Annotated in this window: 25 protein-coding genes, 1 tRNA gene and 2 pseudogenes; 21 read left to right on the top strand and 7 right to left on the bottom strand. The window is 61.1% G+C overall.

Annotation, left to right across the window (positions count from 1 at the left end; genetic code table 11):
* Positions 1 to 19: 19 nt before the first annotated feature.
* Complete coding sequence (locus tag AA098_RS21100; RefSeq protein WP_004575745.1) at positions 20 to 1,735, bottom strand: proline--tRNA ligase; 1,716 nt, start codon at positions 1,733 to 1,735, stop codon at positions 20 to 22.
* Between the two features lie 160 nt (positions 1,736 to 1,895).
* The gene (locus tag AA098_RS21095; RefSeq protein ID WP_004575744.1) at positions 1,896 to 3,164 is read right to left on the bottom strand and encodes an OprD family porin; all 1,269 of its coding nucleotides are present in this window, start codon (positions 3,162 to 3,164) and stop codon (positions 1,896 to 1,898) included.
* 691 nt (positions 3,165 to 3,855) lie between these two features.
* On the opposite strand from AA098_RS21095, the gene AA098_RS21090 reads away from it, so the two are divergent.
* Both AA098_RS21090 and AA098_RS21085 read left to right on the top strand, forming a co-directional pair.
* Positions 3,856 to 4,275, top strand: coding sequence for an HIT domain-containing protein (locus tag AA098_RS21090; protein WP_003254786.1), 420 nt, complete (start codon positions 3,856 to 3,858; stop codon positions 4,273 to 4,275).
* Position 4,276: 1 nt separating this feature from the next.
* Positions 4,277 to 4,483 carry a SlyX family protein gene (locus tag AA098_RS21085; RefSeq protein ID WP_003254785.1) on the top strand — a complete coding sequence of 69 codons (207 nt, stop codon included), beginning with the start codon at positions 4,277 to 4,279 and terminating at the stop codon, positions 4,481 to 4,483.
* 121 nt (positions 4,484 to 4,604) lie between these two features.
* Here AA098_RS21085 and AA098_RS30020 read toward each other — a convergent pair whose 3' ends face one another.
* Positions 4,605 to 5,198 carry a cold-shock protein gene (locus tag AA098_RS30020; RefSeq protein ID WP_064614971.1) on the bottom strand — a complete coding sequence of 198 codons (594 nt, stop codon included), beginning with the start codon at positions 5,196 to 5,198 and terminating at the stop codon, positions 4,605 to 4,607.
* 280 nt (positions 5,199 to 5,478) lie between these two features.
* Here AA098_RS30020 and AA098_RS21075 point away from each other — a divergent pair, with 280 nt between their 5' ends.
* From AA098_RS21075 to AA098_RS20990, 19 genes and pseudogenes are all read left to right on the top strand, one after another.
* Positions 5,479 to 5,952, top strand: coding sequence for a Dps family protein (locus AA098_RS21075; protein ID WP_003254783.1), 474 nt, complete (start codon positions 5,479 to 5,481; stop codon positions 5,950 to 5,952).
* A gap of 78 nt (positions 5,953 to 6,030) precedes the next feature.
* Positions 6,031 to 6,105 (top strand): annotated as a pseudogene (locus AA098_RS30270) (dihydroorotase); the annotation flags it as partial.
* A 234-nt stretch (positions 6,106 to 6,339) separates the two neighbouring features.
* Entirely contained in the window at positions 6,340 to 6,669 is a 330-nt protein-coding gene (locus AA098_RS21070) for a ribbon-helix-helix domain-containing protein (protein WP_003254778.1), read from the top strand.
* 94 nt (positions 6,670 to 6,763) lie between these two features.
* The gene (locus AA098_RS21065; RefSeq protein ID WP_003254776.1) at positions 6,764 to 6,985 is read left to right on the top strand and encodes an FmdB family zinc ribbon protein; all 222 of its coding nucleotides are present in this window, start codon (positions 6,764 to 6,766) and stop codon (positions 6,983 to 6,985) included.
* A gap of 93 nt (positions 6,986 to 7,078) precedes the next feature.
* The gene (aspS, locus tag AA098_RS21060; protein ID WP_004575741.1) at positions 7,079 to 8,854 is read left to right on the top strand and encodes an aspartate--tRNA ligase; all 1,776 of its coding nucleotides are present in this window, start codon (positions 7,079 to 7,081) and stop codon (positions 8,852 to 8,854) included.
* Positions 8,855 to 8,968: 114 nt separating this feature from the next.
* The gene (locus AA098_RS21055; protein WP_003254770.1) at positions 8,969 to 9,715 is read left to right on the top strand and encodes a YebC/PmpR family DNA-binding transcriptional regulator; all 747 of its coding nucleotides are present in this window, start codon (positions 8,969 to 8,971) and stop codon (positions 9,713 to 9,715) included.
* Positions 9,716 to 9,900: 185 nt separating this feature from the next.
* Positions 9,901 to 10,425, top strand: coding sequence for a crossover junction endodeoxyribonuclease RuvC (gene ruvC, locus AA098_RS21050; RefSeq protein ID WP_064614970.1), 525 nt, complete (start codon positions 9,901 to 9,903; stop codon positions 10,423 to 10,425).
* Between the two features lie 109 nt (positions 10,426 to 10,534).
* Positions 10,535 to 11,152, top strand: coding sequence for a Holliday junction branch migration protein RuvA (ruvA, locus tag AA098_RS21045; RefSeq protein ID WP_003254768.1), 618 nt, complete (start codon positions 10,535 to 10,537; stop codon positions 11,150 to 11,152).
* Positions 11,149 to 12,195: a Holliday junction branch migration DNA helicase RuvB gene (gene ruvB / locus AA098_RS21040; RefSeq protein ID WP_003254766.1), complete on the top strand. Its 1,047-nt coding sequence runs from the start codon at positions 11,149 to 11,151 to the stop codon at positions 12,193 to 12,195. Before ruvA ends, ruvB begins: the two co-directional genes overlap by 4 nt.
* A gap of 125 nt (positions 12,196 to 12,320) precedes the next feature.
* A complete protein-coding gene (gene ybgC, locus AA098_RS21035; protein WP_003254764.1) occupies positions 12,321 to 12,773 on the top strand; it encodes a tol-pal system-associated acyl-CoA thioesterase in 453 nt (150 codons plus the stop codon).
* A 2-nt stretch (positions 12,774 to 12,775) separates the two neighbouring features.
* Entirely contained in the window at positions 12,776 to 13,471 is a 696-nt protein-coding gene (gene tolQ / locus AA098_RS21030) for a protein TolQ (protein ID WP_003254762.1), read from the top strand.
* Between the two features lie 14 nt (positions 13,472 to 13,485).
* On the top strand, positions 13,486 to 13,938 hold the full coding sequence (gene tolR, locus AA098_RS21025) for a protein TolR (protein WP_003254760.1): 453 nt from the start codon (positions 13,486 to 13,488) through the stop codon (positions 13,936 to 13,938).
* Entirely contained in the window at positions 13,938 to 15,044 is a 1,107-nt protein-coding gene (gene tolA / locus AA098_RS21020; protein ID WP_004575740.1) for a cell envelope integrity protein TolA, read from the top strand. The genes tolR and tolA overlap by 1 nt, the downstream gene beginning before the upstream one ends.
* Positions 15,045 to 15,070: 26 nt before the next feature.
* Positions 15,071 to 16,342, top strand: coding sequence for a Tol-Pal system beta propeller repeat protein TolB (tolB, locus tag AA098_RS21015; RefSeq protein WP_012051477.1), 1,272 nt, complete (start codon positions 15,071 to 15,073; stop codon positions 16,340 to 16,342).
* 54 nt (positions 16,343 to 16,396) lie between these two features.
* Positions 16,397 to 16,897 carry a peptidoglycan-associated lipoprotein Pal gene (gene pal, locus AA098_RS21010; RefSeq protein WP_003254755.1) on the top strand — a complete coding sequence of 167 codons (501 nt, stop codon included), beginning with the start codon at positions 16,397 to 16,399 and terminating at the stop codon, positions 16,895 to 16,897.
* A gap of 6 nt (positions 16,898 to 16,903) precedes the next feature.
* Entirely contained in the window at positions 16,904 to 17,710 is an 807-nt protein-coding gene (gene ybgF / locus AA098_RS21005) for a tol-pal system protein YbgF (RefSeq protein ID WP_003254754.1), read from the top strand.
* A 168-nt stretch (positions 17,711 to 17,878) separates the two neighbouring features.
* Positions 17,879 to 18,526 carry a 7-carboxy-7-deazaguanine synthase QueE gene (queE, locus tag AA098_RS21000; RefSeq protein WP_003254753.1) on the top strand — a complete coding sequence of 216 codons (648 nt, stop codon included), beginning with the start codon at positions 17,879 to 17,881 and terminating at the stop codon, positions 18,524 to 18,526.
* Positions 18,526 to 19,218, top strand: coding sequence for a 7-cyano-7-deazaguanine synthase QueC (gene queC, locus AA098_RS20995; RefSeq protein ID WP_080634937.1), 693 nt, complete (start codon positions 18,526 to 18,528; stop codon positions 19,216 to 19,218). Before queE ends, queC begins: the two co-directional genes overlap by 1 nt.
* A gap of 60 nt (positions 19,219 to 19,278) precedes the next feature.
* Positions 19,279 to 19,354: transfer RNA gene (locus AA098_RS20990), tRNA-Lys, on the top strand.
* A 93-nt stretch (positions 19,355 to 19,447) separates the two neighbouring features.
* Here the strand turns inward: AA098_RS20990 and AA098_RS20985 are convergent.
* The 4 genes and pseudogenes from AA098_RS20985 to AA098_RS20975 form a co-directional block, all read right to left on the bottom strand.
* Positions 19,448 to 20,407, bottom strand: a complete 960-nt coding sequence (locus AA098_RS20985) for a cation diffusion facilitator family transporter (RefSeq protein WP_003254751.1) — start codon at positions 20,405 to 20,407, stop codon at positions 19,448 to 19,450.
* Positions 20,408 to 20,555: 148 nt separating this feature from the next.
* Complete coding sequence (locus tag AA098_RS30265; protein ID WP_371914706.1) at positions 20,556 to 21,311, bottom strand: methyl-accepting chemotaxis protein; 756 nt, start codon at positions 21,309 to 21,311, stop codon at positions 20,556 to 20,558.
* 102 nt (positions 21,312 to 21,413) lie between these two features.
* A pseudogene (locus AA098_RS30260) lies at positions 21,414 to 22,403 on the bottom strand (HAMP domain-containing protein); the annotation flags it as partial.
* Positions 22,404 to 22,688: 285 nt separating this feature from the next.
* On the bottom strand, positions 22,689 to 24,041 hold the full coding sequence (locus tag AA098_RS20975) for an APC family permease (RefSeq protein WP_003254749.1): 1,353 nt from the start codon (positions 24,039 to 24,041) through the stop codon (positions 22,689 to 22,691).
* Between the last annotated feature and the right edge of the window lie 91 nt (positions 24,042 to 24,132).

Below are 24,132 nucleotides of genomic sequence, written 5' to 3'. Positions count from 1 at the left end.
ATCACTCGTGCATTGGTTATCAGCGGCGAACGCGGGCCTGCAGGAAGGTCAGCACTTCATTGAGCGGCAACGCCTGGGCGTCCTGCTCGGTGCGGTGCTTGTACTCCAGGTTGCCTTCGGCCAGGCCGCGATCGCTGACGACGATGCGGTGTGGGATGCCAATCAGCTCCATGTCGGCAAACTTGATGCCTGGGCTGGTCTTCTTGTCGCGGTCGTCCAGCAGCACTTCGAAGCCGGCAGCAGTCAGTTCGGCGTACAGCTTGTCGGTTGCCTCACGGACCACCTCGGTTTCATAGCGCAGCGGCACCAGAGCGATCTGGAACGGGGCCAGGGCGTCGTTCCAGATGATGCCCTTGTCGTCATAGCTCTGCTCGATGGCCGCGGCGACCACGCGGGAAACGCCGATGCCGTAGCAGCCCATCGACAGAACCACCGGCTTACCGTTCTCGCCCAGTACCTGGCATTTCAATGCCTCGCTGTACTTGGTACCCAGCTGGAAGATGTGGCCCACTTCGATGCCGCGCTTGATCACCAGGGTGCCCTGGCCGTCCGGGCTTGGGTCGCCTTCGACCACGTTACGCAGGTCGGCAACCTGTGGCACCGGCAGGTCGCGTTCCCAGTTGACGCCGAAGTAGTGCTTGTCGTCGATGTTGGCGCCAATGCCGAAGTCGCTCATCAGGGCAACCGAGCGGTCGATGATGATTTCCAGTGGCAGGTTGAGCGGGCCGAGCGAGCCGGCGCCGGCGCCAATGGCGTCGCGCAGTTCGGCTTCGGTGGCCATGACCAGCGGGTCGGCAACCTGTTCCAGCTTGGTGGCCTTGATTTCGTTCAGTTCGTGGTCGCCACGGACGATCAGGGCAATCAGCTTGCCCTCTTCGGCACCGCGTACGATCAGGGTCTTGACGGTCTTTTCGATCGGCAGGCCGTGGTTTTCCACCAACTGGGCGATGGTCTTGGCGTTCGGGGTGTCGACCAGGCGTAGCTCCTCGGTAGGGGCAGGGCGCACGGTTTCACGCGGGATAGCCTCGGCTTTCTCGATGTTGGCGGCGTAGTCGGAGCTGTCGCTGAAGATCACGTCGTCTTCGCCGGACTCGGCCAGCACGTGGAACTCGTGCGAGTAGCTGCCACCGATCGAGCCGGTATCGGCCTGCACAGGGCGGAAGTCCAGGCCCAGGCGGGTGAACACATTGCTGTACGCCTGGTGCATGCGGTCGTAGGTTTCCTGCAGGGAAGCCTGGTCGGCATGGAACGAGTAGGCGTCCTTCATGATGAACTCGCGGCCACGCATCAGGCCGAAGCGCGGGCGGATTTCGTCACGGAACTTGGTCTGGATCTGGTACAGGTTGAGCGGCAGCTGTTTATAGCTGGACAGCTCGTTACGGGCCAGGTCGGTGATCACTTCTTCGTGGGTAGGGCCGACGCAGAAGTCACGCTGGTGGCGGTCTTTCAGGCGCAGCAGCTCAGGGCCGTATTGCTCCCAGCGACCGGATTCCTGCCACAGCTCGGCGGGCTGGATGCTCGGCATCAGCACCTCCAGGGCGCCGGCGGCGTTCATTTCCTCACGCACCACGGCTTCGACCTTGCGCATTACCCGCAAGCCCATCGGCAGCCAGGTGTACAGGCCGGAGGCCAGTTTGCGGATCATGCCGGCACGCAGCATGAGCTGATGGCTGATGACCACTGCGTCGGCAGGGGTTTCTTTCTGGGTGGCGAGCAAATATTGACTGGTGCGCATGGTTAGCCGTGTCGATTGCCTAAGACGTTGAAATAGCCCCGCATTGTACGGGGGGGAAACGAAGGCGTACAGGATGCCCCAGGGCGTGACACTTGTCAGCCAAGAAAAAGCCCGGCGTGATTGCCGGGCTTTTTCAGGTGCGGGGCACTGCAAGCCAGGCTTACAGGATGCTCAGCGGGTACTCCACGATCAGGCGCAGTTCGTCGATCGATGGGGAATCGTAGTAGACACCATCGGAAGAACGGTAGGTGGCTTGACGCACGCGGAAGCTCAGGTCTTTCGCCGGGCCTTCCTGCAGCACGTACTTGATGTCGACGTCGCGTTCCCATTCTTTGCCGTTGGTGGTGCCGGCGACGTTGGCGTCGGAACCGCGTACATAACGGGTCATGAAGGTCAGGCCTGGAATGCCGTATTCGGCAAAGTTCAGGTCGTAGCGAGCCTGCCAGGATTTCTCGTCTTCGGCGTTGAAGTCGGAGCGGGCCACGGAGTTGGCCAGGAAGATGGTGCCGCCACCGTCGATACCATAGCCATAGTCGCCGTCACCGGTGACTTTCTGGTAGGCCAGGGTGAAGGTGTGAGCGCCGATGTTGTAGGCGCCCGACAGGCTGAACGCGCGGTTGTCCAGCTTCTCGCCATCGAATGCGCGGTACTCGGCAGAGCCTTCGCTCTTGGTGTCATAGATGTTGAAGTCGAACACCAGGCCTTGATTGTCGGAGATTGGCAGCGCCCAGTTGACGTTGGCGTAGTATTTGCGCCAGTAGTCTTCAACCTTCGAGTAGTACAGGCTGGTGCTGAGGTTGTCGGTGAAGGCGTAGGTGCCGCCGACCACGTTGGCTTCCTTCAGGCCGAAGCTGTCGCGGTTGGTTTCCGCCTGGGCAGTCAGGCTGGTGAAGTGACCAGCGTGCAGGGTCAGCCCTTCGATCTCGTTGCTGGTGATCAGGGTGCCCTGGGCGATTTCTGGCAGCAGGCGGCTGTCATCGGTGGCGAAGACCGGCAGTGCGGTGAACTGGTCACCCACTTTCAGCACGGTGTCGGAAATGCGGAATTTGACCGCGCCGCCGCCCTTGGAGTAGTCATCCTGCGAACGGCCGTCGGAACCGGTCGGGAACAGGCCGGTACCGGCACGGCCCTTGCCGCTGTCCAGTTTCAGGCCGAGCATGCCGATGGCATCGACACCTACACCCACGGTGCCTTGGGTGAAGCCGGACTCGAAGGTGCCGACGAAGCCAAGACCCGTTTCTTCTACGCGGCTTTTGTCAGCTGAGGAGTTGTTGCGGAAGTCACGGCTGAAATACAGCATGCGGGTCTTGACGCTCAGCTTGCTGTCTTCGATGAAACCTTTGGACTCGTCCTGTGCCGAGGCCATTGCCAACTGCGAGGTCCCTGCCGAAACGGCCAGGGCGATCATGCTCCACTTCATCACGCGCATCGTGATTTGCTCCTTTGGTTTTTAGGAAGAGTACCGCTGCGTCCAAGTCTTTTAGTTATATGGGGCAGCTCTTTCTTGTTATGTCGGCGAAAATGTATAGCACGCAGACTGTTGTTGGCGATATGGCTATAAGCACTCTTTGCGGAACTTTTTCACCGTGTCGCTTTTAAGTATTTCCATGTCGCAAATCACGCCCCGGTTCAGGGGCCGTATAACCTCAGCGCTGTTCCTGTCACCGTAATGAATCGGTAACTGCCGATTCCGGATGAGGAAACTCCCTGGTCACCCATGTCGCTGTTGTTATTTGTCGCGTACAGCTGCCACTGCAGGTGTCGTGCCGACTTGGCGTGAAGGGAATGCAACAAGCGTGCTCAAAATTCGCAACAGTTCATGAAATTTTCACAAAACCTGCTACCGAGGGTCGGAAAGTGCCGTAAATGCGGGACGAAGGCGGCGTGAGTGATTTTTGGGATCGAGAATCATTAAAATTTAAAAACCTGCCATTAGAGTCAAAGTGTTACCGCAACTTGTTCATCCAGCGTCGTTTGTGGGGTGGTCAGTGTGGGAGGGGCGGGCAGGTGGCCTCATTTTGGTGCGAAAAGTAGCGCTGTGTTACCGGGAGTGTGCAAGGTATCCTTGCTGGCCTGTTTTCCGCCTGAAGCGGGATGGTATTGCCTGAAGGAGATATGCCGTGTTCGTCCTCGATTCGCGTTTGCAGCAGGATTCGCTGGTGTTGGGAGAGTTTTCGCTGTGCCAGTTGCTGCTGAGCAAGGATGCCAATTACCCATGGTTCATTCTGGTGCCCAAGCGCGCTGGTGTCAGTGAGCTGTTCGAGCTGGATGCGGCAGAGCAACAGCAGTTGTGGCAGGAAACCACCTTGTTGGCAGAAGCGCTGAAGGCCAGCTATGGGGCCGACAAGATGAACGTGGCTACCTTGGGCAACGTGGTCAGCCAGTTGCACATGCATGTGATCGTGCGCCAGCGCGACGACGCCGCGTGGCCGGCACCGGTATGGGGCAAGTGTGCGCCTGTGGGCTACACCGATGATCAACTGCAAGCCGTTCGCCAGCGTCTGCGCGGGCTACAACTTGCTGGTTACCAAGAGGCCTGAGATGACACTGGAAATGCGGATGGTCGAACTGGAAACCCGTCAGGCGTTTCAGGATGACGCTATCCAGGCGCTGAATGACGTGGTGGTGGAGCAAGCGCGTGTGATCGAGCGGCTGCAATTGCAGATGGCCGAGCTGATCAGGCGCCATGAAGAGATGGTTGGCCAGTATGGCAGCGAAGGGGAAGAGGCCCCGCCTCCTCATTATTGAGTTGTTCCCGGCTGCTATCGCCGGCAAGCCAGCCCCCACAGGTATGATGCTGCCTTCAGGTGCAGCACAGCCCTTGTGGGCGTTGGCTTGCCGTCGATAGCGTCGGCCGGTCAGCCGTTGGTCAGCGGCGGGTTACTGCAACCACGTCTTCGGCCTGCAGGCCCTTGTCGCGGTGCATCACCGAAAACTCCACGCGCTGGCCTTCGACCAGAATGCGGTGGCCCTCGCCGCGGATGGCCCGAAAGTGCACGAAAATGTCATCACCCGAGTCTCGGGAGATAAAACCAAAGCCTTTCGATGTGTTGAACCATTTGACGGTGCCGGTATCACGGTTGCCGGCATCTTGTGCCACGTGTTGACTGCCGCGTGCCTTGCGCGGGCTGCGGGCAAAGCCCACGGCCAGATGCAGGGCCACGGCCAGCGCCGCACACACCAGGGCTGCCAGGTTGCCCATTTCCGGGCGGGCCAGTAGCGTCAGGGTCTGCAGCACGACGGCGACCACCAGCAGGGCGCAGGCCAGGTGCTGCAGTTGTTGCCGCGCGCCGCGATGATACAGCGGCACGACCGGGGCCAGCACCAGATTGAGCAGGCCGAGCAGGGCCAGGTAGACCGCGTCGGGTTGCTGCAGGAAGGGTGTCGCATCGGTTTTCAGGCTGGCTATGAGCGATAGCAGCAAAGCTGCGACGCCCGTCACCAGATGGACGATCTTGAACATGGGGTTGGCTCACTGTTGATAAGGCCGATCACAGGAAGAGCTGGCAGCACGGTGCGCATGAGATATAGAGCGCGAACACGTGGCAGGCCAGCCTATGCACCCGGCAATGACAGTCCGCACGGGTGGCACAGTGCCTATTTAACAGTAAAGCCACAGCCTACTCAAACCGCGGGCCGCCCAGTGGCGATGTATTGCGCCATGTCACATGCGGGATGCGACAAGTGTTGCTACAGTGGTCGGCGCCCGCTTGAGTCTCAAGCCTTATGGAAAGGGGAGCTTCATGGCAATCGATATCGGTATCAGTGAAGAAGATCGCAAGTCCATCGTCGATGGGCTGTCCCGCCTGTTGTCGGATACCTACGTGCTGTATCTGAAAACCCATAACTTTCACTGGAACGTCACCGGCCCGTCGTTCCGCACCCTGCACCTGATGTTCGAAGAGCAGTACAACGAACTGGCGCTGGCAGTCGATTCGATCGCCGAGCGCATCCGTGCCTTGGGCTTCCCGGCACCGGGTTCGTATGCATTTTATGCACGGCACTCGTCGATCAAGGAGGAGGAAGGCGTCCCCCCGGCAGACGAGATGATCCGCCAGTTGGTTCAGGGGCAGGAGGCCGTGGTACGCACTGCGCGCAGCATTTTCCCTGTGGTGGACAAGGTCAGTGACGAGCCGACCGCCGACCTGCTGACACAGCGCATGCAGGTACACGAGAAAACCGCCTGGATGCTGCGGGTACTGCTCGACGGCAAGTAACCGTTGCTCAAGGCGGAAAGCTTGCGCAACCTCTGTGGGAGCGGGCACGCCCGCGAACACCGGCGCAGCCGGTGCCCACCATTCATCGGCAGCCGCCTGCCAGGTGCAGTGCGTTATACCTTGGTCGACGGGCACCTCTGCCACGAGGCCTGAGTAACCCCTGTGGGAGCGGCCTTGTGTCGCGATAGGGCCGCAAAGCGGCCCCAGCAATCTATGCATGATGCCGAGATCCTGGGGCCGCTGCGCGGCCCTTTCGCGACGCAAGGCCGCTCCCACAGGCTCCGCCTGGCAATCCGGTATTTGCGAAGGAACATTTTGCCGCTGCTTTAAGCTCGCCCGTCAGCGCTTCATAGGCCACCTGGTACCTGTGACGAGGAAGTGTGGCGCATGATGCAAGCGAGCAAACGTATGGCTGGCCAGGGCAGCTGGCCAGGAAAACAGTGCATCGACCCGTTCAAGGCGGACTTCGACATGTTGCAGACGCAGCCGGTGTCACGTTCGGTGCGGCTCAACGGCTTTTCTACCTGTTTGCGCCTGGAGGCTGTCTACTGGGGTATCCTTGAGCGCATCGCTGCCGCCAACCGTTGTTCGGTCAGTGCGGTGTTGTCCTACGTGGATCGTGAAGTGCACCTGCGCCAGGGCGGAGTGCGCAACTTCAGCGGGCTGATCCGGGTAATCTGCGTGGCGTGGCTGCAGGACCCGCCAAGTGTGCGCTGATCGCCAGGCGGGCTGCGCAGTGCTTGCTAACCATATATAATCCCGCTTTTTGCTGCCCCCCGGCAGCCAGCGTTATGGTTGACGAGAGACACCCATGCCCCTTTATGACTATCAATGTGCGTCCTGCGAGCACCGCATGGAAGTGCTGCAGAAGATCAGCGCCGCGCCGCTGACCGATTGCCCGGCCTGTCAGGCGCCGGCACTGAAAAAGCTGCTGTCGGTGCCAGGCTTTCGCCTGAGCGGTAACGGTTGGTACGAAACCGACTTCAAGACCGGGGCGAAAAAGAATCTGGCAGGCGGCGACAAGGCCGACTGAGTTGAATGCTGTGACCGGGTCTTGCAGTATTAGCCCTCCGGGCGGCCAAGGCCTCCACCGAATACACGAATCACGAGAAGCGAAACCACCATCATGATGCGCAGCCATTATTGCGGCCAACTGAACGAGAGCCTGGACGGCCAGGAAGTCACCCTTTGCGGCTGGGTCCATCGTCGCCGCGACCACGGCGGGGTGATCTTCCTCGACATCCGTGACCGCGAAGGCATGGCCCAGGTCGTGTTCGACCCGGATCGCGCCGAAACCTTCGCTGCCGCCGACCGTGTGCGCAGCGAATACGTCGTGCAGATCACCGGCAAGGTCCGCAAGCGTCCTGAAGGTGCAGTGAATGCCAACATGGCATCCGGTGCCATCGAGATCCTCGGCTACCAGCTGAACGTGCTCAACGAAGCGGAAACCCCGCCGTTCCCCCTGAACGAATACTCCGACGTCGGCGAGGAAACCCGCCTGCGTTACCGCTTCATCGATCTGCGTCGCCCGGAAATGGCCGACAAGCTGCGCCTGCGCTCGCGCATCACCAGCAGCATCCGTCGCTTCCTCGACGAAAACGGCTTCCTCGACGTCGAAACCCCGATCCTCACCCGAGCCACGCCGGAAGGCGCGCGCGACTACCTGGTGCCAAGCCGTACCCACGCCGGTAGCTTCTTCGCCCTGCCGCAATCGCCACAGCTGTTCAAGCAGCTGCTGATGGTCGCTGGCTTCGACCGTTACTACCAGATCGCCAAGTGCTTCCGTGACGAAGACCTGCGTGCCGACCGTCAGCCGGAATTCACCCAGATCGACATCGAGACCAGTTTCCTCGATGAAAGCGAGATCATGGGCCTGACCGAAAGCATGATCCGCAAGCTGTTCAAGGAAGTGCTCGACCTGGAATTCGGCGAATTCCCGCACATGACCTTCGAAGAGGCCATGCGCCGCTACGGCTCCGACAAGCCAGACCTGCGTATTCCGCTGGAGCTGGTTGACGTTGCCGACCAGCTGAAGGATGTCGACTTCAAGGTGTTCGCCGGCCCGGCCAACGATCCGAAGTGCCGCGTTACCGCCCTGCGTCTGCCAGGTGGTGCCAGCATGCCGCGCAGCAAAATCGACGAGTACACCAAGTTCGTCGGTATCTACGGTGCCAAGGGGCTGGCCTACATCAAGGTCAACGAGCGCGCCAAGGGCGTCGAAGGCCTGCAGTCGCCGATCGTCAAGAACATCCCTGAGGCCAACCTCAACAACATCCTCGATCGCGTTGGCGCCGTAGACGGTGACATCGTGTTCTTCGGTGCCGACAAGTTCAAGGTGGTCAGCGAAGCCCTGGGTGCGCTGCGTATTCGTCTGGGTCACGACTTCGAGCTGCTGACCTGCGAGTGGGCGCCGATGTGGGTCGTCGACTTCCCAATGTTCGAAGAGAACGAAGACGGCAGCTTCACTGCATTGCACCACCCGTTCACCGCGCCGAAGTGCACCCCGGAGGAGCTCGAGGCCAACCCGGCCACTGCCCTGTCCCGTGCCTACGACATGGTGCTGAACGGTACCGAGCTGGGTGGCGGTTCGATCCGTATCCACCGTAAAGAGATGCAACAGGCGGTATTCCGTCTGTTGGGTATCGAGGCAGAAGAACAGGAAGAGAAGTTTGGCTTCCTGCTCGACGCTCTGAAGTTCGGGGCACCGCCTCACGGTGGCCTGGCGTTCGGTCTGGACCGTCTGGTCATGCTGATGACCGGCGCTCAGTCGATCCGTGAAGTGATCGCGTTCCCGAAAACCCAGAGCGCCGCATGCGTCATGACCCAGGCCCCTGGCATGGTCGACGCCAAGGCCCTGCGCGAGCTGCACATCCGACTGCGCGAACAGACCAAGGTCGAGTAAGCAGTCCCCGGGCGCATCCACATGGATGCGCCTTTGCGTTTCGACGCAGGTATTTTCCCGTCCCGCCCCGTCATGGGGCGGGGCTGTTTGTGATTCAAAGGATTCGGAGTCGTTATGGCTGGTCATTCCAAGTGGGCGAACATCAAGCACCGCAAAGAGCGCCAGGATGCCAAGAGGGGCAAGGTCTTCACCAAGTGGATCCGCGAACTGACGGTCGCTGCCAAGCAGGGTGGCCCTGATCCGGCATCCAACCCGCGCCTTCGCCTGGCGCTGGACAAGGCGTTGGGCGCCAACATGAGCCGCGACATCATCGATCGTGCCGTGGCCCGTGGTGCTGGCACCAATGAAAGCGACAATGTCGAAGAGCTTAGCTACGAAGGTTACGGCCCGGGTGGCGTGGCGATCATGGTCGAAGCCATGACCGACAACCGCAACCGTACCGCCGCGGCCGTGCGCCATGCCTTCACCAAGTGTGGCGGCAACCTGGGTACTGACGGTTCTGTGGCCTACCTGTTCGAACGCAAAGGCCAGATCAGCTTTGCTCCGGGCGTGGAAGAGGACGCGTTGATGGAAGCGGCAATGGAAGCCGATGCCGACGACGTGGTCGCCAACGACGACGGCTCCTTCGACGTGTTCACCTCGTTCAACAGCTTCTATGCCGTGCGTAATGCCTTGGAAGAGGCTGGCTTCAAGGCCGCTGACGCGGAAATCGTCATGCAGCCGACCACCAGCGCCGAACTCGACCAGGACGGTGCCGAAAAGGTGCTCAAGCTGATCGACATGCTCGAAGACCTGGATGACGTGCAGAACGTTTACTCCAACGCCCAGATTTCCGATGAGATCATGGAAAACCTCGGCTAAGGTGATTTGGCATTTTGTGCCAACTCTGAGCGTTTGATAGCGCCTGTGCCGGCCCTTTCGCGGGTAAACCCGCTCCTACAGGTATTACGCCCATTTCAAATGTGGTGCAGTACCTGTAGGAGCGGGTTTACCCGCGAAAGGGCCGGCGCAGTTTGTAGAGATGCATCATTTTTTCGACGGGCTTTATGACTCTGATTCTAGGTATCGACCCCGGCTCGCGCATCACCGGCTATGGCGTGGTACGCCAGACCGCCCGTGGTTGCGAGTACGTGGCGTCGGGCTGCATCCGCACCGGCAGCGGTGAGCTGCACGAGCGGCTGCAGATTGTTTTTCGTGGTGTCAGTGAAATCATTGCTCAGCACGGCCCGGTGACCATGGGCATCGAACGGGTGTTCATGGCCCGCAACGCCGATTCGGCGCTCAAGCTTGGCCAGGCACGTGGCGCGGCTATCGTCGCCGCCGCCGAGGCCGGCCTGGAGATCGCCGAGTACAGCGCCACCCAGGTCAAGCAGGCCGTGGCCTGCACGGGGGGGGCCAACAAGGAGCAGGTGATGATGATGGTCATGCACCTGCTGAAATTGACGCAAAAACCGCAGATCGACGCTTCCGATGCCCTGGCCATCGCCCTGTGCCACGCCCACACCCGCTCCAGCCTGGTGCCGCATGGCTTGAGCACAGCGCGGCGACGCGGCGGGCGCTTGCGTCTGTAAGCGCTTCATGCGCTGATACACATTTTGTTCGGGTGATGCATTCACCTGCTGCATTTGCTGATAGGGTTGAGCGGTCTTTGACCGGCTCCCCGAGAGGAAGGATCGGAACGTGATTGGACGTTTGCGCGGCACCCTGGCGGAAAAACAACCGCCTCACCTGATTATCGACGTCAACGGCGTGGGTTACGAACTGGAAGTTCCCATGACCACGCTGTACCGTCTGCCCAAAGTGGGTGAAACCGTCACGGTGCATACCCACCTGGTCGTGCGCGAAGATGCCCACTTGCTCTACGGCTTTGCCGAAAAACGTGAGCGCGAGCTGTTCCGCGAGCTGATCCGCCTGAACGGCGTAGGGCCTAAGCTGGCCCTGGCGCTGATGTCCGGGCTGGAAGTGGATGAACTGGTGCGCTGCGTGCAGGCCCAGGACACCTCAGCCCTGGTGCGCGTGCCGGGCGTCGGCAAGAAAACCGCCGAGCGCTTGCTGGTCGAGCTCAAGGACCGTTTCAAGGCCTGGGAAACCTCGCCGGCCATGTTCACCCTGGTGTCCGATGGGCCTTTGCCGGTTGCCAGCGAGTCCAGTGCCGAGGCCGATGCAGTCAGTGCCTTGGTCTCGCTGGGCTACAAGCCGCAGGAAGCCAGCAAGGCAATTGCCGCGATCAAGGACAAGGCCGGCCTGAGCAGTGAAGAGCTGATCCGCCGCAGCCTGAAAGGGATGATTTCCAAGTGATCGAAGCCGACCGCCTGATCGCCGCCAGTGGCCGCGACCGCGAAGAAGTCCAGGACCGTGCGATTCGCCCGCTGAGCCTGGACGAGTACATTGGCCAGCCGGTGGTGCGCGAGCAGATGGCGCTGTTCATCCAGGCCGCCCGCGGCCGCGGCGAATCGCTTGACCACACGCTGATCTTCGGCCCGCCCGGCCTGGGCAAGACCACCCTGGCCAACATCATCGCCCATGAAATGGGCGTGTCGGTGAAGAGCACTTCGGGGCCGATTCTCGAGCGCCCTGGCGACCTGGCAGCCATGCTGACCAACCTCGAGCCGCACGACGTGCTGTTCATCGACGAAATCCACCGGCTGTCGCCTGTGGTCGAAGAAGTGCTTTACCCGGCCATGGAGGACTTCCAGCTCGACATCATGATCGGCGAAGGCCCGGCAGCCCGTTCTATCAAGCTCGATCTGCCACCCTTCACCCTGGTGGGGGCTACTACCCGTGCCGGCATGCTGACCAACCCGCTGCGTGACCGCTTCGGTATCGTGCAGCGCCTGGAGTTCTACAACGACAAGGATCTGAGCACCATTGTCAGCCGCTCGGCCAACATCCTTGGCCTGGCCATCGAAGACCAGGGGGCCTACGAGATCGCCCGTCGTGCCCGTGGCACGCCGCGCATCGCCAACCGCCTGCTGCGCCGCGTGCGTGACTACGCCGAGGTGCGCGGCAAGGGCCAGATCACCAAGGCCGTGGCTGACATGGCGCTGAACCTGCTGGATGTCGACGAGCGTGGTTTCGACCATTCGGACCGTCGCCTGCTGCTGACCATGATCGAGAAGTTCGACGGCGGCCCGGTGGGCGTGGACAACCTGGCTGCAGCCATCAGCGAAGAGCGTCATACCATCGAAGATGTGCTTGAGCCGTACCTGATTCAGCAGGGCTACATCATGCGCACGCCACGCGGCCGCGTGGTCACCCGGCATGCCTACCTGCACTTTGGGCTGAATATTCCCGGGCGCTTGGGGGAGGGGGGCGATTTTTCCGAGCCAGGCGATGAATGACAGATCAAAAGCGACTTTTCGTGGTCCTACCGCTGGCATGCCCTGGGTGCGCTGGCAATAAGACATTAATGAAGAAAAAACAGTTGCCACAGCGGATTGGCAAGCTGAGGAGTAAGCACTAGAGTATGCGCGCGCAAAATCAGCTCGAACCGTTCGCACACCGGTGTCGCGTCTATTACGAAGATACCGATGCGGGCGGCGTGGTGTATTACGTCAACTACCTGAAATTCATGGAGCGCGCGCGCACCGAACGCCTGCGGCACCTGGGCTTTTCCCAGTCGCAGCTGGCTGAAGACAACCTGCTGTTCGTGGTCCATTCCAGCGAAGCGCGCTATCACGCGCCGGCGCGGCTGGATGACGAATTGCGGGTGACCGCGCAAGTACTTGAACTCAATCGCGCCAGCTTGCGTTTCGTACAGCAGGTCTGGCGGGAAAAGGATGAAACGCTGCTTTGCGAAGGGCAGTTCCTGGTGGCTGCCGTGCGCGCCGACACTTTCAAACCCCGAGCCCTACCCCCCCAGCTGCGCGACGCCTTTGCGGCGGACGGCTCGGGTAATCAATCGAATGCAGGAGAATAAGCGTGGAAGCTAACGTCGTCGACCATACCTCCATGTGGAGTCTGGTCAGCAATGCCAGCGTGGTGGTACAGCTGGTAATGCTGACCCTGGTGGCCGCCTCGGTCACCTCATGGATCATGATCTTCCAGCGCAGCACCATGCTGCGCGCCGGTCGTCGTGCGCTGGATGCCTTCGAAGAGCGTTTCTGGTCAGGCATCGACCTGTCCAAGCTGTACCGCCAGGCAGGCAGCAACCCAGACCCGGACTCCGGCGTGGAGCAGGTGTTCCGTGCCGGTTTCAAGGAGTTCTCGCGCCTGCGCCAGCAGCCGGGTGTCGACCCGGACGCTGTCATGGAAGGTGTTGGCCGTGCCATGCGTGTGGCCATCTCGCGCGAGGAAGAAAAACTCGAGCAGAGCTTGCCGTTCCTGGCCACCGTTGGTTCGACCAGCCCGTACATCGGCCTGTTCGGCACCGTGTGGGGCATCATGAACTCCTTCCGCGGCCTGGCCAGCGCACAGCAGGCCACCCTGGCCACCGTTGCACCGGGCATTGCCGAAGCACTGATCGCAACCGCCATCGGCCTGTTCGCGGCAATCCCGGCTGTCATTGCCTACAACCGTTTCGCCGCGCGCAGTGAAATACTGATCGGCCGTTACTACACCTTCGCCGACGAGTTCCAGGCGATCCTGCACCGCAAAGTGCACACCAGCGAAGAGTAATCAGGTAGAAGCCCATGGCCCGAGTTCGCCACAAACGCAAGCCCGTCGCCGAGATGAACGTGGTGCCCTACATCGACGTGATGCTGGTGCTGCTGGTCATCTTCATGGTGACGGCGCCCATGCTCAATCAGGGCGTGAAGGTCGACCTGCCCAAGGTTTCCAGCGAAGCCTTGCCGCAGGACAACAACGTCCAGATCCTCACCATCTCCATCAAGGCCGATAAAACCTATTACTGGAACCTCGGCAGCGAAGTCGATACCGACAAGCAGATGGACAAGGCCATGACCTTGCCGGCCATGACCGACGCCGTTACCAAGATCATTGCTGCCGGCCGTGACCAGGGCAAGCAGACCCAGGTGTTCATTCGTGGCGACAAGGCTGTCGACTATGGCGCGGTCATGGGTGCCATGGGCGGGTTGCAGAAGGCCGGTGTCGGTAACGTTGGCCTGATTACCGAGGCGCCCTGATGCAACAGCGAGAGCCATCCGCCTCGGAAAGCTACTTCTGGCCCAGTGTCTGGGCCATCGGCCTGCATGTGCTGGTGTTTGCCCTGCTGTTCGTCAGTTTTGCCATGACGCCTGAGCTGCCGCCTTCCAAGCCGATCGTTCAGGCTACCCTGTACCAGCTCAAGTCCAAGAGCCAGGCAACCACCCAGACCAATCAGAAGATTGCCGGGGAGGCGAAGAAAACCGCTTCGCGCCAGACCGAAGTCGAGCAGCTTGAACAGAAGAAGGTCGAGCAAGAGGCCGTGAAGGCCGCGGAACAAAAGAAAGCCGACGCCGCTCAAAAGGCCGAAGAGGCTCGCGAGGCCGCTGAAGCCAAAAAAGCCGAGGCCGCTGAAGCCGCCAAGGCTGCCGAGGCGAAGAAAGCCGCCGAAGCCAAGAAGGCCGACGAGGCGAAGAAAGCCGCCGAGAAGCAGCAGGCCGACATCGCCAAGAAGAAGGCCGAGGACGAAGCGAAGAAAAAAGCCGAAGAAGAGGCCAAGAAAGAGGCCGCTGAAGAGGCGAAGAAGCAAGCCGCCGAGGACGCCAAGAAAAAGGCAGCCGAAGAGGCCAAGAAAAAAGCAGCCGAGGACGCCAAGAAGAAAGCGGCGGCCGAGGATGCGAAGAAGAAGGCAGCTGAAGAGGCCAAGAAAAAGGCCGCTGCAGACGCCCAGAAGAAAAAGGCACAGGAAGCGGCCCGCAAGGCGGCAGAAGACAAGAAAGCCCAGGCCCTGGCCGAGCTGTTGTCCGATACCACCGAGCGGCAGCAGGCGCTGGCCGACGAGCAGGGTGACCAGGTGGCCGGCGACTTCGACGACCTGATCCGCATGCGCGCGGCCGAGGGCTGGGCACGTCCGCCTTCCGCGCGCAAGGGCATGACGGTGGTCCTGCAGATCAACATGTTGCCGGACGGTACCATCACCAGTGTCAGCGTGGCCCGGTCCAGTGGTGACGGCCCGTATGACAGTTCGGCGGTGGCTGCGGTGAAGAACATTGGTCGTTTGACCGAGATGCAGGGTATGAAGCCGAGCGATTTCAACCAATATCGTTCGTTCAAGATGACATTTACACCTGAGGATCTAGCGTTGTGATTAAACGTCTGAGAGGACTGCTGGTCATGCTCTGCTGCGTGGCAGGCATGGCGGTGGCAGAAGAAAAGAACATCCTGGTTACCAGCGGCAGTGATCGGGCCACGCCCATCGCGGTAGTGCCGTTCGGTCTGCAGGGCGGCAGCGTGCTGCCAGAAGACATCGCCGACATCATCGGCAATGACCTGCGCAACTCTGGCTACTACTCGCCAATTCCGCGGCAGAACATGATCAGCCAGCCGTCGCAGGCCAGCGAAGTGATCTTCCGTGACTGGAAAGCGCTGGGTGCACAATACGTGATGGTCGGCAGCATCGTGCCGTCGGGCGGTCGCCTGCAGGTGCAGTACGCGCTGTTCAACGTCGCCACCGAGCAGCAAGTGCTGACCGGCAGCGTGGCGGGCAGCACCGACCAACTGCGCGACATGGCGCACTACATTGCCGACCAGTCGTTCGAGAAGCTGACCGGCATCAAGGGCGCGTTCTCTACGCGCATGCTGTACGTGACGGCTGAGCGTTTTTCCACCAACAACACCCGCTACACCCTCCAGCGTTCGGACTACGACGGTGCGCGTGCGGTGACCCTGCTGCAATCGCGTGAGCCGATCCTGTCGCCGCGCTTTGCGCCAGATGGCAAACGGATCGCCTACGTTTCGTTCGAGCAGAAGCGCCCACGTATCTTCGTGCAGAACATCGATACTGGCCGCCGCGAGCAGGTGACCAACTTCGAAGGCCTGAACGGTGCGCCAGCCTGGTCGCCAGACGGTTCGCGCCTGGCGTTCGTGCTGTCCAAGGACGGCAACCCGGACATCTACGTGATGAATGTGGCCTCGCGCCAGATCAGCCGTGTTACTGCAGGCCCGGGTATCAATACCGAGCCGTTCTGGGGTAAAGATGGCAACACCCTTTACTTCACTTCCGACCGTGGCGGCAAACCGCAGATCTATAAACAGTCGGTCAGTGGTGGTGGTGCCGAGCGCGTAACGTTCGTGGGTAACTACAACGCCAACCCGAAACTTTCGGCGGACGAAAAGACCCTGGTAATGATCCATCGCCAACAGGGCTTTACCAACTTCAAAGTGGCGGCACAGGACTTGCAGCGCGGAAGTGTAAAGATTCTGTCTGAAACAAGTCTTGATGAGTCTCCCACTGTTGCGCCAAACGGCACCATGCTAATCTACGCCACCCGCCAGCAGGGCCGGGGAGTCTTGATGCTCGTGTCGCTTAATGGCCGCGTGAGGCTCCCACTTCCTACCGCTCAAGGCGAAGTCAGAGAACCGTCCTGGTCCCCTTACCTGAACTGATTGCGGCGTAATACATTTTGCTTAACACACTGGGGTTTCATTAGGAGTTTCACGATGGAAATGCTGAAGTTTGGTAAATTTGCTGCGCTGGCCCTGGCCATGGCCGTAGCTGTAGGTTGCTCCTCGAAGGGCGGTGATAACGCAGGCGAAGGCGCTGCTGTAGATCCTAACGCTGGCTACGGTGCCAACACTGGCGCTGTTGACGGCTCCCTGAGCGAAGAAGCCGCCCTGCGCGCAATCACCACCTTCTACTTCGAATACGACAGCTCGGACCTGAAGCCAGAAGCCATGCGCGCTCTGGACGTTCACGCCAAGGACCTGAAAGCCAACGGCAACCGTGTTGTTCTGGAAGGTAACACCGACGAGCGCGGCACCCGCGAGTACAACATGGCTCTGGGTGAGCGTCGTGCGAAAGCCGTTCAGCGCTACCTGGTTCTGCAGGGCGTTTCCCCTGCTCAGCTGGAACTGGTTTCCTACGGCGAAGAGCGTCCAGTTGCTACCGGCAACGACGAGCAGTCCTGGGCTCAGAACCGTCGCGTAGAACTGCGTAAGTAAGTTCTTATGCGTATGTGCCGCCGTGTAGTAACCGTCCTCGCACTCAGCCTGCCGCTTGCGGCCTGGGCTGAGGTCCCTGTAGTAGATGACAACGCAGGCAGCTATCCGCCTGCGGGTTATGGCACGAGCGGCGCCTATGCCGGGTCAGGGGCTTCGGCCCCTGCCTCTGCACAGGGCCAGCTGTTCATGCAGCTGCAACAGATGCAGGATCAGCTTTCCCGCCAGCAAGGCATCATCGAAGAGCTGCAAAACGATGTGTCGCGCATGAAGCAGGAAAACCTGGAGCGTTACCAGGACCTGGACCGTCGCATCAACAGTGGCGCTGCGCCTGCCGCAACCCCTGATAATTCCTCCGGTGGTGGTGCGTCCAATGCCGCCCCCGATGCCGCAGCAGGTGCTGCTGCGCAACAACCGGCCGGCAGTAGCCAGCCCGGTGATCCGGCGAAAGAGAAGCTCTATTACGACGCAGCTTTCGACCTGATCAAACAGAAAGACTTCGACAAGGCCAGCCAGGCGTTCAACGCCTTCCTGCGCAAGTACCCCAACAGCCAGTACGCCGGTAATGCCCAGTACTGGCTGGGTGAAGTGAACCTGGCCAAGGGTGACCTGCAAGGCGCCAGCCAGGCTTTTGCCCAGGTCAGCCAAAAGTACCCGAAGCACAGCAAGGTGCCAGATTCGCTGTACAAACTGGCTGATGTCGAGCGCCGTATGGGCCATACCGACAAGGTAAAAGGCATCCTCCAGCAGGTCGTCACCCAGTACCCCGGCACCTCTGCCGCTCAACTGGCCCAGCGTGACCTGCAGAAGCTCTAGGCGTTGTCGCTGTACCGCTCGAAAGAAACCCGCGCCAGTCGCGGGTTTTTTCGTTAGAATCACTGCCCTTTTTTCGTAAACACGCTGCTGCGGATAACGCGATGTCGAGTCCGCGACAGTGCCTGACGGAGGCGGACAGCCTGTTTAGCTGTCACGCCCGTGGCGAGCATGCAAGACACATTACGCATCACCGAAGTCTTTTACTCTTTGCAGGGTGAGACGCGAACGGCCGGGCTGCCTACGGTATTTGTGCGCCTCACCGGTTGCCCCCTGCGTTGCCAGTACTGCGACAGTGCCTATGCCTTCAGTGGCGGTACCGTTCGCACCCTTGATTCGATCCTTGAGCAAGTGGCCGGCTTCAAGCCGCGCTACGTCTGTGTCACCGGTGGCGAACCGCTGGCCCAGCCCAACGCCTTGCCATTGCTGCAGCGGCTGTGTGACGCCGGTTACGAGGTGTCGCTGGAGACCAGCGGCGCGCTGGATATTGCCGGCACCGACACCCGCGTCAGTCGTGTGGTCGACCTGAAAACCCCAGGCTCCGAAGAGTCGCACCGTAACCGCTACGAGAACATCGAGCAGCTGACGCGCAACGACCAGGTCAAGTTCGTCATTTGTTCCCGTGAGGATTATGACTGGGCGGTATCCAAGCTGATCCAGTACAACCTGGCAGAGCGTGCCGGTGAGGTGTTGTTCTCACCCAGCCATCATCAGGTGAACGCCAGTGACCTGGCTGACTGGATCGTTGCTGACAACCTGCCCGTACGCTTCCAACTTCAGCTGCACAAGCTGCTGTGGAACGACGAGCCCGGACGTTGATTGAGGAGCACGTACACATGACAGAAAAACGCGCAGTAATCCTGTTGTCCGGCGGCCTGGACTCGGCCACCGTGGTTGCCATGGCCAAGGGCGAAGGCTACAGCTGCTACACCATGAGCTTTGACTACGGCCAGCGTCATCGCGCCGAGCTGAACGCCGCTGCCCGCGTGGCCCGCGACCTGGGTGTGGTCGAGCACAAGGTGATTGGGCTGAACCTCGACGGCATCGGCGGTTCGGCATTGACCGACAGCAGCATCGACGTGCCGGAAGCCCCGGGTGAAGGCATTCCGGTCACTTATGTGCCGGCGCGCAACACCGTGTTCCTTTCGCTGGCGCTGGGTTGGGCTGAAGTGCTGGAAGCGCGCGACATCTTCATTGGCGTCAATGCCGTGGATTACTCCGGCTACCCGGATTGCCGTCCCGAGTTTGTCGAGGCCTTCGAGCGCATGGCCAACCTGGCGACCAAGGCTGGCGTAGAAGGGCAGGGTTTCCGCATCCAGGCGCCGCTGCAGAACATGAGCAAGGCGCAGATCGTGCAGGCCGGTATGGCCCGTGGTGTGGACTACAGCCTGACCGTTTCCTGCTACCAGGCCGACGATGACGGCCGCGCCTGTGGCAAATGCGACAGCTGCCGCCTGCGCGCCGACGGTTTCAAGGCCGCCGGTATCGAAGACCCGACTCGGTATTTTTGAAAAAATCGTGATGGGGTGTTGAATTCTCGTTAGAAATCAGTATTATACGCGCCATCAAATGGGTCGTTAGCTCAGTTGGTAGAGCAGTTGGCTTTTAACCAATTGGTCGTAGGTTCGAATCCTACACGACCCACCATACGCAGTCCGTGAAAGCCCGCTACCAGAAATGGTCGCGGGCTTTTTCGTTTGCGCTACGGGTTTCGGAAAAAGGGCGCAGCGCGCCCACACATTACTCGGCCCATTCCGGGTCGCCAGTGAACACCACTGTCAGCCAGCGGTCCGGCCCTTCGCCGCCTACCGCGTCGCCAATCTCGTTGCGCCAGGCATCCCATTCATCGATGGTCTTCGCCGCCATGGTTTTGGGCACGATGAAATACAGTTCGATCTCCCGCGAACGCCCGACCTTGGCGACATAGGCGCGGTAAGACTGCAGGCCGTGGCGAGCGACGAAGGCCTTGGCCACCTCATCTACGTGCAGCTTGAGGTCGCCAGGGGTGACCAGGAAGATTTCAGACAGCGCCTGACGCACCACCGACATCGGCAATGGCACGATCACCAGGCACACCAGCGCCAGCACCGCCGGGTCAATATAGGGTGATACCCATTCCAGCGAAGTGCCTTGCACGGCATAGCCAAAGCAGAAGGCGATCAGCAGTGCGGCCGTGATGCTGGCTGACATTACCCAGCCCTTGACGTCCATGCGCACGAAGTCTGACTTTAGTTTGCGGTTGGCGCGGGCCTCGATGACGGCGATGGTCACGCAGGTGATCACCGTCAGCGCCGCGTAGACCATGGCAATGCCGAACTCCAGGTGGCGCCCGCCTTGCAGCAGGCTGCTGACGGCATTGATCAGCGCGTAGATGGCCACGCCGCCGAGCAGAATGCCGTTGAGCGCCAGTACCATGGGCTCCAGGTGCCAGAAACCCATGGTGAAGCGCTCGCGCAGCTTGCGTGACATCTGCACGCTGGTGGTGTGCGAAGTGATCAGCTTGACCACGACCAGCGACAGCCCGCTCATGCTGGCGTCGACCAGCGAGTACACACCGTCGAAGACGATGGAGAACGAGCCGGAGGCAAGGCCGAAGGCGATGCCGATGCTGGCGATGAACAGGGTGGCGGCGATCGAGGTGCGTAAAAGTCCTTGTTCGCTGGTGATGTCGAAGAAGGTGGATCGGGTTGCGGTTTGCATGAGTAGTGCTCAGTAAAAACGATGATGCTGTTGTGTCTGTGCCGGCCTCTTCGCGGGCAAGCCCGCTCCTACAGGGGCTGGCGCCGCCTACAAGAGCAGTGCAAATCCCGTGTAGGAGCGGGTTTACCCGCGAAGAGGCCCTCACAGGCTAGACGCGAAACTGCTCCATTAGCGCTTGCTGCTGGTTGGCCAGCCGGTTCAGGGCCTGACTGATGCGTGCCGATTCATCGGCCTGCCCGGCCAACGATTCTGTCACGTCTCGAATGCCGGCCACGTTACGGTTCACTTCCTCGGCCACCGCGCTCTGCTCTTCCGCCGCCGAGGCTATCTGCAAGTTCATGTCGCTGATCACCGCCACGGCCTCGCCAATACGCTGCAGTGCCGGTAATGCCTGCTCCATGCGTGCGGCGCTGTCCTGGGCCTGGCGTTGGCCTGCATGCATGGCCCCCACCACGTCCAGGGTGCCTTGCTGAAGGCCCTCGATGACCTGGCGAATTTCCTCTACCGAAACCTGCGTGCGCTGGGCCAGGCCGCGCACCTCATCGGCAACCACGGCGAAGCCACGCCCGGCTTCGCCTGCGCGGGCCGCTTCGATGGCGGCATTCAGTGCCAGCAGGTTGGTTTGCTCGGCAATGGTGCGGATCACTTCAAGTACCGAGCCGATTTGCCCGCTGCGGTCTTCCAGTGCACGGGCCTCGTCCATGGCAGTGTTCATGCCTGCGGCCAGGCGGTCGATGCCCTGGCGCGTGCTGTCCACCAGTTGCAAGCCTTCCTGGCTGGCCTGATCCGCGGCGCGTGCGGCCTGGGCCGCCTGCGAGGCGTTGTGGGCGACATCCAGAGCGGTGGCGCTCATTTCATTGGCCGCTGTGGCCACCTGTTCGATTTCGCGATGCTGTTGCTGCATGCCGTTGCTGGTCTGGCTGGCGATGGCGGCCGATTGGTCGGCGGTGTCGCGGGCCTCCTGCAGCGACCCTTTGACCTGGGCAATGACCGGTTGCAACTTGTCGAGGAAGCGGTTGAACCAGCCGGTGAGCAGGCCCAGTTCATCCTGGCGGGCGTAGTCCAGGCGACGGGTAAGGTCGCCTTCGCCACTGGCAATGTCTTCCAGGCGTGCCGCCACGGCCAGGATTGGCCGGCTAACGCCGCGAGCGGTCAGCCACACCAGCAGCAAACCCACGATTGCCGTGCCAAGGCCTATCAGCAGGCTGGTGAGGTTGGCATTCTGGTTATGGGCATCAAGGCGCTGGTTGAGGGCTACGGCAGGGGCCTGCAGCACGCTTTCCGGCACTTCCAGCCATACCTGCCACGGGGCTGTGTCAGGGATTGGCGTGAAGGGGTGGGCCACGCGTAGCAGGCCGTCGGCTACCGCATTTGCCATGGGCTTGCCGAGCGTGCTGTCGTCGCGACTGTTGCCCGCCAGCAGGCCGGCGGCGGTGGCGATACTCACCTGGCCCTGGCCGTCGAACAGGTCGCGGCGGCCGTCCACACTCAGTTGCTGCAGGTTGGCCAGGCCGATGTCCAGGCCGACCACGCCGACTACCTTGCCGTGTTCCAGCAGTGGCAAAGCGATGCTGGTCATCAGCACCTGACGGCCGTTGACCTCGTCGAGGTACGGTTCGAGCATGCAGGTCCTGGCGGTGTCCTGCGGGCAGGTCAGCCAGCGGTTCTTCGCCGCGCCGTTGCTGCCGATGCTGGTGTCGCCGAGCATCGTTTCCGGCATGGCTTCAAGTTCCAGGGTGCCGGGGCTTGGTTGGGACCAGTACAGCGAGAAACGCCCGCTCTCATTGCTGCCCAGGGCGTCCTGCCCGAGGTAGTGGCTGTCCTGCTGGTCCAGGGCATTGGGCTGGAACACCAAATACAGGCCAATCACATCCGGGTTGCCGGCCAGGCTGGCACGCGCCTGGCGGGTCAGTTCGGCGCGCAGGTCGCTACCACCACGGGCCTTCAGCACGTGTACCAGGCGGGCAAAGCCATTGCCGTACTGGTAGGCGTCCATGAAGTAGCGCTGGATACGCAAGGCCTGGGTTTCGGCGTGGGCCTGCAGGCGCTGGCGGGCGCTGTCTTCGAGCATGGCAGTGTTGGCCTGGTTGACCAGGGCGGCGCTGCGATGGGCCTGGGTCAGCGAGGTGGCTACCAGCAAGGCGACAATGGCCAGCAGGCACAGGCCGGCGAGGAGTGTGATCTTCCACTGGATGGAGAGGCGACGCAGCGGCATGAGGGCTTTCCTTTTCGAACAAATGCAACGCCCGCGATCAGGCGCGGGCGTTGTTGGCAGCGTGGGTCATTCGGCGACGTAGTTGGGCGGTGCCGCGCGGAAGGCTTTGGTCAGCCAGCCCAGGTAGATCAATCCGAGCGCAGCCCAGATGCCGCCAAACATCAGCGAATGTGCGTTCAGGTCCAGCCACAGCGAGACGATGATGCAGAAGCCGATGGTCGGCAGCACCAGGTACTTCAACTGGTTGCTCAGGCCTTTGCGATTGCCTTCACGCAGGTAGCAGTGGTTGATGACCGACAGGTTGACGAAGCTGAACGCGACCAGGGCGCCGAAGTTGATGATGGAAGTGGCGGTGACCAGGTCGAAGAAGATCGCCGATAGCGAAATCAGCCCTACGACTGCAATGTTCAGCACTGGCGTCTTGTAGCGCGAATGCAGGCGGGCGAAGACGCTGGCCGGGATCACGTTGTCGCGGCCCATCACATACAGCAGGCGTGACACGCTGGTTTGCGAGGCCAGGCCCGAGGCGATGGTGTTGATCACGGTGCAGGCAATGAAGATCGACTGGAAGAGCTTGCCGCCAACGTACAGGGCAATTTCCGGCAGGGCTGCTTCCTGGTCGTGGAAGCGGGCCATGGTCGGGAAGTAGGCCTGGATGAAGTACGACACGGTGATGAAGACCACACCGCCAATCAGTGCGGTGAGGAAGATCGCCCGGGGAATGGTCTTGGCCGGATCGCGGGTTTCCTCGGACAGGCAGGTGACCGCATCAAAGCCCAGGAACGAGAAGCACAGGATGGTTGCACCGGCGGCCAGGGCACTGAACTGGGTCTGGCTGTCGGCGAACGGTATCAGGCTCCAGGTGGTACCCAGCCCTTCACCCTGGTCCAGGCCGCGCACGCACAGGTAGATGAACACGGCGATGATCGCCACCTGTACACCCACGAACAGCAGGTTGAAGTGGGCCACCAGGTTTACGCTGCGCATGTTGATCAGGCTGATCAGGGTGACGAAGCCGGCGACCCACATCCACTCAGGTACTTCCGGGAACATGGCCGAAAGGTACAGCTTGGCCAGTAGCGCGTTGACCATCGGCAGCAGCAGGTAGTCCAGCAGTGAAGACCAGCCCACCAGGAAGCCCACGTGCGGGTTGATCGCGCGCTGGGTGTAGGTGTAGGCCGAGCCCGACTGCGGGAAGCGTTTTACCAGGGTGCCATAGCTCACCGCGGTGAACAGGATGCCGGCCAATGCCAGGATGTAGGCGCTGGGTACATGGCCAGCGGTGATCCCGCTGACGATGCCGAAGGTGTCGAACACGGTCATCGGGGTCAGGTAAGCCAGGCCGATGATGATCACGTGCCAGAGGCGCAGGGTTTTGCGAAGTTGGCCGTTGCCGGAAGCGCTGTGGTCAGGCTGCATGCTGGCATGGCTCCTGCTGCTGGGCGTAAACGACGGGCACGGTGTATTGCGCATGCGGCAAGGGCGAGCGGGTGGGCTCCATATTGTTCAC

It is taken from the genome of Pseudomonas sp. JY-Q (genome assembly GCF_001655295.1).
Taxonomy (GTDB): Bacteria; Pseudomonadota; Gammaproteobacteria; order Pseudomonadales; family Pseudomonadaceae; genus Aquipseudomonas; species Aquipseudomonas alloputida.
The sequence above is the reverse complement of the archived record's forward strand: the minus strand, read 5'-3'. Positions and strand labels throughout refer to the sequence as shown.

Coding starts and splice junctions, on each gene's coding strand:
- AA098_RS30265 (WP_371914706.1), bottom strand. CDS start 21,311: ATGCAGCAACAGCATCGCGAAATCGAACAGGTGGCCACAGCGGCCAAT.
- aspS (WP_004575741.1), top strand. CDS start 7,079: ATGATGCGCAGCCATTATTGCGGCCAACTGAACGAGAGCCTGGACGGC.
- pal (WP_003254755.1), top strand. CDS start 16,397: ATGGAAATGCTGAAGTTTGGTAAATTTGCTGCGCTGGCCCTGGCCATG.
- AA098_RS21100 (WP_004575745.1), bottom strand. CDS start 1,735: ATGCGCACCAGTCAATATTTGCTCGCCACCCAGAAAGAAACCCCTGCC.
- AA098_RS30020 (WP_064614971.1), bottom strand. CDS start 5,198: ATGTTCAAGATCGTCCATCTGGTGACGGGCGTCGCAGCTTTGCTGCTA.
- ybgC (WP_003254764.1), top strand. CDS start 12,321: ATGCGCGCGCAAAATCAGCTCGAACCGTTCGCACACCGGTGTCGCGTC.
- queE (WP_003254753.1), top strand. CDS start 17,879: ATGCAAGACACATTACGCATCACCGAAGTCTTTTACTCTTTGCAGGGT.
- tolR (WP_003254760.1), top strand. CDS start 13,486: ATGGCCCGAGTTCGCCACAAACGCAAGCCCGTCGCCGAGATGAACGTG.
- AA098_RS21075 (WP_003254783.1), top strand. CDS start 5,479: ATGGCAATCGATATCGGTATCAGTGAAGAAGATCGCAAGTCCATCGTC.
- AA098_RS21055 (WP_003254770.1), top strand. CDS start 8,969: ATGGCTGGTCATTCCAAGTGGGCGAACATCAAGCACCGCAAAGAGCGC.
- AA098_RS20975 (WP_003254749.1), bottom strand. CDS start 24,041: ATGCAGCCTGACCACAGCGCTTCCGGCAACGGCCAACTTCGCAAAACC.
- AA098_RS20985 (WP_003254751.1), bottom strand. CDS start 20,407: ATGCAAACCGCAACCCGATCCACCTTCTTCGACATCACCAGCGAACAA.
- tolB (WP_012051477.1), top strand. CDS start 15,071: ATGCTCTGCTGCGTGGCAGGCATGGCGGTGGCAGAAGAAAAGAACATC.
- ruvC (WP_064614970.1), top strand. CDS start 9,901: ATGACTCTGATTCTAGGTATCGACCCCGGCTCGCGCATCACCGGCTAT.
- AA098_RS21095 (WP_004575744.1), bottom strand. CDS start 3,164: ATGCGCGTGATGAAGTGGAGCATGATCGCCCTGGCCGTTTCGGCAGGG.
- AA098_RS21065 (WP_003254776.1), top strand. CDS start 6,764: ATGCCCCTTTATGACTATCAATGTGCGTCCTGCGAGCACCGCATGGAA.
- AA098_RS21070 (WP_003254778.1), top strand. CDS start 6,340: ATGATGCAAGCGAGCAAACGTATGGCTGGCCAGGGCAGCTGGCCAGGA.
- tolA (WP_004575740.1), top strand. CDS start 13,938: ATGCAACAGCGAGAGCCATCCGCCTCGGAAAGCTACTTCTGGCCCAGT.
- AA098_RS21085 (WP_003254785.1), top strand. CDS start 4,277: ATGACACTGGAAATGCGGATGGTCGAACTGGAAACCCGTCAGGCGTTT.
- ybgF (WP_003254754.1), top strand. CDS start 16,904: ATGCGTATGTGCCGCCGTGTAGTAACCGTCCTCGCACTCAGCCTGCCG.